This is a genomic window from Streptomyces hainanensis (assembly GCF_004348415.1).
Taxonomy (GTDB): Bacteria; Actinomycetota; Actinomycetes; order Streptomycetales; family Streptomycetaceae; genus Streptomyces; species Streptomyces hainanensis.
Window position 1 is genome coordinate 1 of the sequence record NZ_SMKI01000313.1, and the last position, 9,459, is coordinate 9,459.

At 73.3% G+C, this 9,459-nt stretch carries 9 protein-coding genes, 1 pseudogene and 1 riboswitch; of the genes and pseudogenes, 7 read left to right on the top strand and 3 right to left on the bottom strand.

Annotation, left to right across the window (positions count from 1 at the left end):
* On the bottom strand, nt 1-1,020 hold a 1,020-nt coding region (locus tag E1283_RS24965; RefSeq protein WP_243745085.1), incomplete at its 3' end, for a sensor histidine kinase.
* Between the two features lie 110 nt (nt 1,021-1,130).
* Between E1283_RS24965 and E1283_RS24970 the strand changes: the two genes are divergently transcribed.
* The 4 genes from E1283_RS24970 to E1283_RS24985 all read left to right on the top strand — a co-directional run bounded on the left by E1283_RS24970 (nt 1,131) and on the right by E1283_RS24985 (nt 5,368).
* Nucleotides 1,131-2,051 carry an ABC transporter ATP-binding protein gene (locus tag E1283_RS24970; RefSeq protein WP_132820395.1) on the top strand — a complete coding sequence of 307 codons (921 nt, stop codon included), beginning with the start codon at nt 1,131-1,133 and terminating at the stop codon, nt 2,049-2,051.
* The gene (locus E1283_RS24975; RefSeq protein WP_132820396.1) at nt 2,048-2,791 is read left to right on the top strand and encodes an ABC transporter; all 744 of its coding nucleotides are present in this window, start codon (nt 2,048-2,050) and stop codon (nt 2,789-2,791) included. Before E1283_RS24970 ends, E1283_RS24975 begins: the two co-directional genes overlap by 4 nt.
* Nucleotides 2,792-2,868: 77 nt before the next feature.
* The gene (locus E1283_RS24980; protein WP_132820397.1) at nt 2,869-3,648 is read left to right on the top strand and encodes a MerR family transcriptional regulator; all 780 of its coding nucleotides are present in this window, start codon (nt 2,869-2,871) and stop codon (nt 3,646-3,648) included.
* Nucleotides 3,649-3,712: 64 nt separating this feature from the next.
* Entirely contained in the window at nt 3,713-5,368 is a 1,656-nt protein-coding gene (locus E1283_RS24985; protein WP_243745086.1) for a threonine/serine exporter family protein, read from the top strand.
* Nucleotides 5,369-5,445: 77 nt separating this feature from the next.
* On the opposite strand, the gene E1283_RS24990 is transcribed toward E1283_RS24985, so the two are convergent.
* Together E1283_RS24990 and E1283_RS24995 are read right to left on the bottom strand one after the other, a co-directional pair.
* Complete coding sequence (locus E1283_RS24990; protein ID WP_132820398.1) at nt 5,446-5,760, bottom strand: DMT family transporter; 315 nt, start codon at nt 5,758-5,760, stop codon at nt 5,446-5,448.
* A 14-nt stretch (nt 5,761-5,774) separates the two neighbouring features.
* A riboswitch (guanidine-III (ykkC-III) riboswitch) is annotated at nt 5,775-5,839 on the bottom strand.
* A 38-nt stretch (nt 5,840-5,877) separates the two neighbouring features.
* On the bottom strand, nt 5,878-6,375 hold the full coding sequence (locus tag E1283_RS24995) for an inorganic diphosphatase (protein ID WP_132820399.1): 498 nt from the start codon (nt 6,373-6,375) through the stop codon (nt 5,878-5,880).
* 85 nt (nt 6,376-6,460) lie between these two features.
* On the opposite strand from E1283_RS24995, the gene dacB reads away from it, so the two are divergent.
* From dacB to E1283_RS38975, 3 genes and pseudogenes are all read left to right on the top strand, one after another.
* Nucleotides 6,461-7,912, top strand: a complete 1,452-nt coding sequence (gene dacB / locus E1283_RS25000; protein ID WP_243745087.1) for a D-alanyl-D-alanine carboxypeptidase/D-alanyl-D-alanine endopeptidase — start codon at nt 6,461-6,463, stop codon at nt 7,910-7,912.
* 132 nt (nt 7,913-8,044) lie between these two features.
* Nucleotides 8,045-9,166, top strand: a complete 1,122-nt coding sequence (locus E1283_RS25005) for a zinc-dependent metalloprotease (protein ID WP_132820400.1) — start codon at nt 8,045-8,047, stop codon at nt 9,164-9,166.
* A gap of 159 nt (nt 9,167-9,325) precedes the next feature.
* Nucleotides 9,326-9,459, top strand: a pseudogene (locus tag E1283_RS38975) (tRNA lysidine(34) synthetase TilS); the annotation flags it as partial.

The following is a 9,459-nucleotide window of genomic DNA, read 5'->3' on the forward strand; positions in this document are numbered from 1 at the left end:
CCGTGGCCCGGCCCGCAACTCGCCCCCGGCCAGGCGGACCCGCTCGTCGAGACTGATCAGGCCCGTGCCGCTGCCGACCGGTGCGGAACCGGGATCCGCCTCGGCCGACGAGCCCGTGTCCGTCACCGTGACGACCGAGCCGGCCTCCGAGTGGGCCACCCGGACGGATATGCGCGACCCCGGCGCGTGCTTGACCGCGTTGGTCAGCGCCTCCTGCACCACCCGCCGGGCCGCGTGCCGCAGGACCGGCGCGCCCCACTCCTGGGGCCCGCCCTCCTCACGCAACTCGACCGACACCCCGGAGCGCCGCGCCCGCTCGACCAGATCCAGGATCTCGTCGCCGGTCGGCTCCTCCCCCTGCCCCAGCAGCCCGATCACCTCGTGCAGCCGATCGGTCGCCGCCACCGAGCCCTCGCGCAGCCGCGTCGCCATCGCCCGCTGCTCCTCGCTCAGCCCGGGTGACAGCTCCAACCCCCCGGCCGTCAGGGCCATCAGGCTCAGCTCGTGTCCCAACGAGTCGTGCATGTCCTGCGCGATCCTGGCCCGCTCACGCATCCGGGCCTGCTCCGCGGCCCGCTCGGCGCGCTCCCAGCCCGCGCGCATCAGGTCGGCCCGCTGCCGCCACCAGGTGCCGGCCCACCACGGCAGCATGGCCGTGCCGAACTGGGTGAGCAGGATGATGATCCAGCCGCCGAGATCGCCGTTCGCCCCGGCGTGCGCCATCCCCGCGCTCGCCGCGGCGGCGAAGGCGTACTGCGCGCGCCACAGGCGCGTCATGTACCGCCCGGCCAGGAGGCTTAGCAGGACGGCCGCGCTCAGCGGCGCTCCCGGGCTCACCCCGTCCACCTCGACGAAGATCCCGAGCACCCCGGCGGCCGTCAGCCCCAGCGCGGGCGCCCGCCGGCTGACCGCGGCGCCCAGCACTATCGTCACCGCCGCCGCCAGCGTCGGCAGTGGGCTGGCGCCCTCCGCGTCGAGCGCCAGCGGGGTGAGGAGGATCAGTACAAACCAGGGCTTCATGGCAGGCACGCTAACAACGAGCCATCGCTCTGCGTTACTGACGAAAGTCAGGTGGTTTCCTGACGATCGACGGCAGCGCCGCACCACGCCCCGTTCCTAACCTCGGCGGCATGATCAGCATGCGACACCTCACCAAGAAACACGGAGCGAGAACGGCGGTCGAAGCCCTCACGCTGGAGGTCAGGCCCGGCCGTGTCACCGGCTTCCTCGGGCCCAACGGCGCGGGGAAGTCCACCACGATGCGCATGGTGATGGGCCTCGACGCGCCCACCTCGGGCCAGGCCCTCGTCAACGGCCGCCCGTACGCGGAGCTGCGCCACCCGCTGCGCGAGGCCGGCGCCCTGCTCGACCCCCGCTCCGCGCATCCGGGGCGGTCCGCGCGCGCCCACCTGACGGGCATGGCCCGCAGCAACGGCATTCCGGCGGCCAGGGTCACGGCGGTGCTGGACACGGTCGGCCTGGCGGCGGTGGCCGGCCGCCGCGTCGGCTCCTTCTCACTCGGCATGCGGCAGCGCCTCGGCATCGCCGCCGCCCTGCTCGGGGATCCCCCGGTGCTCCTGCTCGACGAGCCGGTCAACGGCCTCGACCCGGACGGGGTGCGGTGGTTGCGGGAGCTGGTCCGTGGCCTGGCCGCCGAAGGGCGAACCGTCTTTCTCTCCAGCCATCTGATGAGCGAGATGCAGGAGACCGCCGACCACGTGGTGGTGATCGGGCGCGGCCGGCTGATAGCGGACGAGCCCATCGCGAGCATCATCGAACGCGGCTCGCGGAACACGATCCGGATCCGCAGCCCCCGCCTCGGCGACCTGCTCCCGCACCTGGCCGGAGAGGGGCTCTCCATGCGACCAGCGGGCGGCTCGGGCGGCGACGCGATCCTGGTTCTGGGCGGCACCCTGGCCGCGGTGGGCGACCTCGCCTTCCGACACGGGGTCCCCGTGCACGAGCTCAGCCAGCGCCGGGCGTCGCTGGAGGAGGCCTACATGGAGCTGACCGCGAGCAGCGTCGAGTACGGGGAGCGTGACCCGGCATGAGGGGAGCGATCGCCTTCGAGTGGACCAAGCTGTGGAGCGTGCGCTCCACCTGGTGGAGCCTGGCGGCCGCCGGGCTGCTCACCGCCGCCGCCTCGGTCGTGGTCGGCATGTCGGCCTTCGCCAGCGCGGAGAACGGGTTCGACACCGCCCGGCCGGCACCACACGCGGTGGCCGACGCGCTGATGGTCGCCCAACTCGCCGTCGTCGTGCTGGCCACCCTGGCCGTCACGGGCGAGTACGCCAGCGGATCCATCCGCACCACGCTGCAGAGCGTCCCGGTCCGCTGGCGCCTGCTGCTCGGGAAGGCGGCCGTGGCCGCGGCGGTGGCGGCGGCGCTCGGCGTGCTGCTCGGCATCCTCGGTACGGCCTGCGCCGCCCCCGTGATGCGTGAGTACGGTGAGTTCACGGCCGCCGACGCGGCGGTGGCCGCGGCGGGTGCCGGCGGCTATCTGGCCGCGCTGGCCCTGCTGTCCACGGGCATCGGCACCATGCTGCGCAGCGCGGCGGGCGCGATCACCGGCCTGGTCCTGCTGCAGCTGGCCGTGCCCCAGCTGCTGCGGGCGATAGGCGCCAGGTGGTTGGAGAGTGTCGCCGACCACCTGCCGTCGAGCGCCGGCGTGGTGCTGATCACACGGGACCACGAACCCTACGGGGCGGGGATCGCGATCGCCGTGCTGCTGGCCTGGTCCGTGGCGGCGCTGGCGGCGGGATACGTCGTGCTGCGCGCCAGGGACGCGTAGCGGCGGGCGGTTCCGGGCTTGCACCTCACGCCGCGTGATGGCGCACCGTGGCTCGGGCAACGCGAAAGGAGACGGACGTGAGCTATTCGGTGGGACAGGTCGCCGGGTTCGCTCGGGTCACGGTGCGGCTGCTGCACCACTACGACGAGATCGGGCTGCTGGTGCCGGGCGAGCGCACCCCGGCCGGGCACCGCAGATACGGGGACGCCGATCTCGACCGGTTGCAGTGGATCCTCTTCTATCGGGAGCTCGGCTTCCCGCTGGAGGAGATCACCGTCCTGCTGGACGACCCGGAGGCCAACCCCCAGGAACACCTGCGCCGCCAGCACGCACTGCTGACCGAGCGGATCGAGCGGCTCCGCGCCATGGCCACGTCCGTCGAACGAGCCATGGAGGCACGGAAGATGGGCATCAACCTCACCCCCGAGGAGCGGTTCGAGGTCTTCGGCGACTTCGAGCCCGAGCAGTACGCCGACGAGGCCGAGCGGCGTTGGGGCGACACCGAGGCGTACCGGGAGTCCCAGCGTCGGTCGGCGACCTACCGAAAGGAGGACTGGCAGCGGATCAAGACCGAGGGCGACGAGCTGAACAACCGCCTCGTCGCCCTGATGGACGCGGGCGCGGCGCCCGAATCGGCCGAGGCGATGGCCGCGGCCGAGGAGCACCGGCTCCAGATCTCGCGGCACTTCTACGAGTGCGGCCACGAGATGCACACCCACCTCGCCGAGATGTACGTCGCGGACGAGCGCTTCACCCGCAACATCGACGCCGTGCGGCCCGGTCTCGCCCGCTATCTGCGTGCCGCCATCCTGGCCAACGCGGCCCGCCACACCGGTCGGGCGAATCCCCAGGAATGACCCTATGCTGCGGCGGGGGCCTTCCGGAGGGCCCCACCCGGCGTAGTGAGGAGCGGGATCGGACGTGGGTGGCGAGGAAGCGGTGGACCAGGAGTCGAACTCCGGGTTCGCGGTCCCCGAGGGGCTTGAGCTGCCCGTTTCCGAGGGCGACCACCCGAGCTCGGAGTTCGCCGTCCCCGTCGGATTGGAGCTGTCCGCGGCCGAGGGCGACCACCCGACGTCGGAGTTCGCCGTCCCCGAGGGGTTCGCCCCGCCGCGTGGCGCCGGATCGGGCGCGGCCAACACCCCGGCCCAGGGGATACCGCGGGTCTCCGGTCTCGAGGCCGGCCGCGGCACGTACTGGCAGGACCGCATGCGCAGCATGGTCCGGCTGCCGCTGGCCGAGCGGCCGGCCCCGGAGTACGTGCCACGGGAGGAGGGCGGGGCGCCGCTCGCCGTGCCCCGCGTGCTCGACCTGACGCTGCGCATCGGGGAGCTGCTGCTGGCCGGCGGCGAGGGCGCGGAGGACGTCGAGGCCGCGATGTTCGGAGTGGTGCACGCCTACGGTCTCGACCGTTGCGACGCCACCGTCACGTTCACCCTGATCGAGATCACGCACCAGCCGTCGCTGGTCGACGCGCCGGTGTCGCTGAGCCGCACCGTCCGCCGGCGCGGCACCGACTACACCCGGCTGGCCGCCGTCTTCCAACTGGTGGACGACATCTCCTCCGGCGAGGTCACGCTGGAGGAGGCGTACGGCCGGCTGGCCACCATCCGGCGGAACCGGCACCCGTTCACCAAGTGGCAGCTCACCATCGCCAGCGGCCTGCTGGCCGGCGCCGCCAGCACCCTGGTCGGCGGCAACTGGCAGGTCTTCCTGCTCGCCGCGCTCGGCGCGATGCTCGGCGACCGGCTGGCCTGGCTGGCCGCGAGCCGCGGCCTGCCGGAGTTCTACCAGTTCGCCGCGTCCGCGATGGCGCCCGCGCTGGTGGGCGTCGGCTGGGCGGCCAGCCACACCTCGGGCTCCGGGGAGATCCAGGCCGCGGCCATGGTCACCGGTGGCCTGTTCGCGGTGATCCCCGGGCGGGCCCTGGTCGCCGGCGTCCAGGACGGCCTCACCGGCTACTACCTCACCGCCTCGGCCCGCCTCCTCGAGGTGGTCTACCTCAGTGTCGGCATCGTCTGCGGGGTGATCGCCGTGCTCTACATGGGCGAGACCTCGGGGGTGAGCCTGGAACCGGACGTGGTCCAGCGCGAGACCCGTCCCGGGGTCCAGTTGGCCGCCGCGCTGCTGCTGTCGCTCACCTTCTGCGTGCTGCTCCAGCAGGCCCGCAACACCATCGTCCCCGCCACCGTCAACGGCGGCATCGCCTGGCTGGTCTACGGCGCGATGCACGACACGGCCGGCCTGTCGCCGTTCGCCGCCACCGCCGTCGGCGCGGGCATGGTCGGCCTCTTCGGCCAGCTCGAGTCCCGCTACCGGTTCACCTCGTCGCTGCCGTACGTCACGGCGGCGATCGGCCCGCTGCTGCCCGGTGGCGCCGTCTACCTCGGCCTGCTCGGCTTCGCCCAGGGCAACGTGGACGCCGGCATCCAGAACCTGCTCACCGCCATCACGCTGGCGCTCGCCATCGCCGTCGGAGTGAACCTGGGCAGCGAGATGGCCCGGTTGTTCATCGGAACCCCCGGGCTCATCACGCCGATCGGCCGCCGGGGCGCCAAGCGCACCCGCGGCTTCTGAGCACCCGCCCGGCCGGCATCAGTCGGCCAGCCGGCATCCATCGTCCAGGACAGCCGACCAGGGCCAGAAGGCCAGGATCAGTGGGCCAGCTTGAGGCCGATCACGCAGCCGACGATGCCGGCCAGCAGCGCCACCCGCAGCAGCGACGCCGACTCGCCGCCGAACACCATCCCGTATCCGGCGGTGAGCACCGCGCCGATGCCCACCCAGATCGCGTACCCCGTGCCCACCGGCACGGAACGCAGGGCCAGCGCGAGACCGGTCATCGACAGCGCCAGGCCGACCGCGAAGACGGCGGTCGGCACCGGCCTGGTGAATCCGTCGGACTTGCCGAGCGCCGTCGCCCAGACGGCCTCCAGCACTCCGGACACGATCAGCAGAATCCACGCCATGACAGACACGACTCCCCGCGCCGTCTTGTCGTGGGTCTGGGTACGGCGCACCTCGTCCAGGAGCCGGTCCGGGCTCTGTTCTCAGCCTCTCACAGCCGGCCCCCGGCGCGCCGTGCCTCAGTGGTGGCCCTCGCCGGCCTCCACGGCCCGCTTGTACGACGCCTCGATCTCGGCCTCGGCCTCGGCGCGGCCCACCCAGTTGGCGCCCTCGACGGACTTGCCGGGCTCCAGGTCCTTGTAGACCTCGAAGAAGTGCTGGATCTCGAGACGGTCGAACTCGCTGACATGGTGGATGTCGCGCAGGTGCTCCATCCGCGGGTCGGACGCGGGCACGCACAGCAGCTTGTCGTCGCCGCCCGCCTCGTCCCGCATCCGGAACATGCCGATCGTCCGGCACTGGATCAGACAGCCGGGGAAGGTGGGCTCGTCGAGCAGCACCAGCGCGTCCAGCGGGTCGCCGTCCTCCCCGAGGGTTCCCTCCACGAAGCCGTAGTCGGCCGGGTAGACCGTCGAGGTGAAGAGGTGGCGGTCCAGGCGGATGCGTCCGGTCTTGTGATCCACCTCGTACTTGTTCCGCGAACCCTTCGGAATCTCGATGGTGACGTCGAACTCCACTGAGGGACTCCTTAACCGATCTATGCACGCGACAGGTGGTTAAGTGTCCCTCACGGGGGTGTCTGCTCGCGAAAGGGGCTGGTCCGTGGTGCACAGGGCGGCGGAGACGCTTGCGGTGGCGCGTCGGTTCCTCCGTGACAACTTCCGTGCCCATCAGGCCACCTGGCGCCTCGTCATGGCCTCCGGCGCCGCCGGTCTGGCCGTCGCCGCGCTGCTGGTCGCCCTCGCCGGCCCCTGGGATTCGGGCAAGCGCTCGGCCGAGCACGACCAGGCGACCGCCGGCGACGTGCGGCGCGAGGAGGGCGAGCGGATCGCCGGCACCGTCCCCGGGGCGCAGCCGGTGCTCACACCGCTGGACGGCGAGGGCACCGGGCCCGCCGCCGAGGTGGTGGAGCGGGTGGTCGGCCCGCTACTGCGCGGCTCGGCGCTCGGTGAGGACGTCGGGGTGGCCGTCATCGACCTCGAGTCGGGCGACTCCCTCTACGCCGACCACGCCGGCACCAGCCGGACGCCGGCCTCGACCGTCAAGATCGTCACCGCCGTCGCCGCCCTCGACGCGCTCGGCCCCGACCACCGGCTCGCCACCATGGTCCGCTGGGACGAGGAGGCCGGGAGCGTCGTCCTGGTCGGCGGCGGCGACCCGACGCTCACCGCCGACGACCTGACCGACCTGGCGCGGAGCACCGTCGGCGCCCTCGCCGACCGGGGCGTGGACGCGGCGCGGGTCGGCTACGACGTCTCCCTCTACCCGCGCGAGCAGCGTCACCCCATCGGAGTAAACGACAACATCGCGATCATCACTCCGCTCCAGCTCAACGAGGGCCGCCTCGACGACAGCACCAGCGGTCCGGCGCCCCGCGCCGACAACCCGGCCGCCGACGCCGCCGACGTCTTCGCCGACGCCCTGCGGGACGCCGGGCTCGACGTCGAGGGCGGCGAGCCGAAGCGCGGCGACGTCCCGGACGACGCCGACGAGTTGGCCGTCCATCGTTCCGCGCCCCTGTCCGCGCTGGTCGAACGGATGCTGACGAACAGCGACAACGACCTGGCCGAGGCGCTGGCCAGGCACACCGCGGTCGCCAGCGACCAGCCCGCCGACTTCCGCGGCGCCAGCCGTGCCGTCCACGCCCGGCTCGACGGGCTCGGGCTGCCCCTCGACGGCGCCCGCCTGGTCGACGCGAGCGGCCTCGACCGGGAGGGCCGGGTCACCGCCGACCTGCTGACCCGCGCGCTCGCCGTCGCCGCCGACCCGGAGCGGCCCGAACTGCGGGCCGCGCTCACCGGCCTGCCGGTGGCCGGCTTCTCCGGCACGCTGGCCGGCCGGTACGACGAGGGCGGGGCCGGCGTCGCCGGCGCCGGCGTGGTGCGCGCCAAGACCGGCACCCTGACCGGCGTCAACAGCCTGGCCGGCACGGTCGCCACGAGCGACGGCCGGGTGCTGGCCTTCGCCTTCCTCGCCTCCGAGACCAGGGACCCGGCCGCGGCCGAGTCGGCGCTCGACGAGGCCGCCGCCGCCCTGGCCGGCCTGGCCCACTGACGACGCCCACCGACGTCGCCCACTGACGTCGCCCACCGACAACACCCATTCACGACGCCCACCGACGCCGGGCCCGCAGCCCGCCCCCGGAGCCGCTAGCCCTGGGGTGAGGGGCGCCGTACCGTGGAGGGCATGACGTCACTCGGCGGTACCGACCTGGTCGACTGGAAGCTGGCGGTCTCCACCGCGACCCGCATGCTGCGGCCGGGCCCCGAGGTGAGCCGGGAGGAGGCCCGTTCGGTCGTCGCCGAGCTGCGGCGGCACGCCGTCGCCTCCGAGCGCCACGTGCGGGAGTTCACCGCACTCGACTCCGGCGGCGTCGACACGCCGGTGCTCGTCGTGGACCGCCCCGGCTGGGTGCGGGCCAACGTGGCCGGGTTCCGCGAGGTGCTCGGGCCGCTGATGTCCCGGATGCGGGAGCGTCGCGCCGCGGTGCCCGGCGGCACCGCGCTCACCGCCGTGGGCAGCAAGGTCACCGGCGTCGAGGTCGGCATGCTGCTGGCGTTCCTCTCCTCCCGGGTGCTCGGCCAGTACGAGACCTTCGCCCCCGCCGGCCCCGACCTGCCGGGCCCGGGCGCCGGCCGACTGCTGCTCGTCGCGCCCAACATCGTCCACGTCGAGCGCGAACTCGACGTCCACCCGCACGACTTCCGGCTCTGGGTCTGCCTGCACGAGGAGACCCACCGCACCCAGTTCACCGCCGTCCCCTGGCTCCGCGACCACCTGGAGAGCGAGATCCAGTCCTTCCTCGTCGAGGCGGACGTGGACCCGGCCACCCTGGTGGAGCGGCTGCGGCGGGCCGCACAGGCGGTGGGCGGTCGGGGCGCGGACGAGGCCGCCGAGGCGGAGCGCGCCGGCGGGCCCAGCATCGTCGACATGGTGCAGACCCCGCGCCAGCGGGAGATCCTGGACCGGCTCACCGCCGTGATGTCGCTGCTCGAGGGGCACGCGGACTACGTGATGGACGGCGTGGGGCCGGCCGTGGTGCCGTCCGTCGCCGAGATCCGGGAGAAGTTCACCAAGCGTCGGCAGGCCGGCGCCGGCCGGCTCGACCGGGCGCTGCGCCGGCTGCTCGGCCTCGACGCGAAGCTGCGGCAGTACCGGGACGGGGAGCGGTTCGTCCGCACCGTGGTCGACGCCGGCGGCATGGCCGGCTTCAACCGGGTCTGGACCTCGCCGAACACGCTGCCCACCAAGGAGGAGATCTCCCGCCCCGAGCAGTGGCTGGCCAGGGTGGGGCCCGGCCCCGCCTAGTCCGGGTCGCCGGCCAAACGCCCCAAAATCACCCGTACGAGGGACCGTGGCGGCAATGCCGGGCGTGCGATGCTCGGGTAACAGACCTCCTCTGTCACCATTTACGCACTCAGCGTGACAGCGCTTCCCGAGCACCCCGCAGAAAGAAGTGATTCGGATATGGGTCCCCACCCCTCGGTCGCCGCGATACGCCTGGCGGTCCGCCGCGTGCTCCACGACATCCTGAACGAGGCCGACAAGGCCGACGACCACAAGGCCGACAACGCCGACAAGGCCCCCCGCCCCTCGTCCGC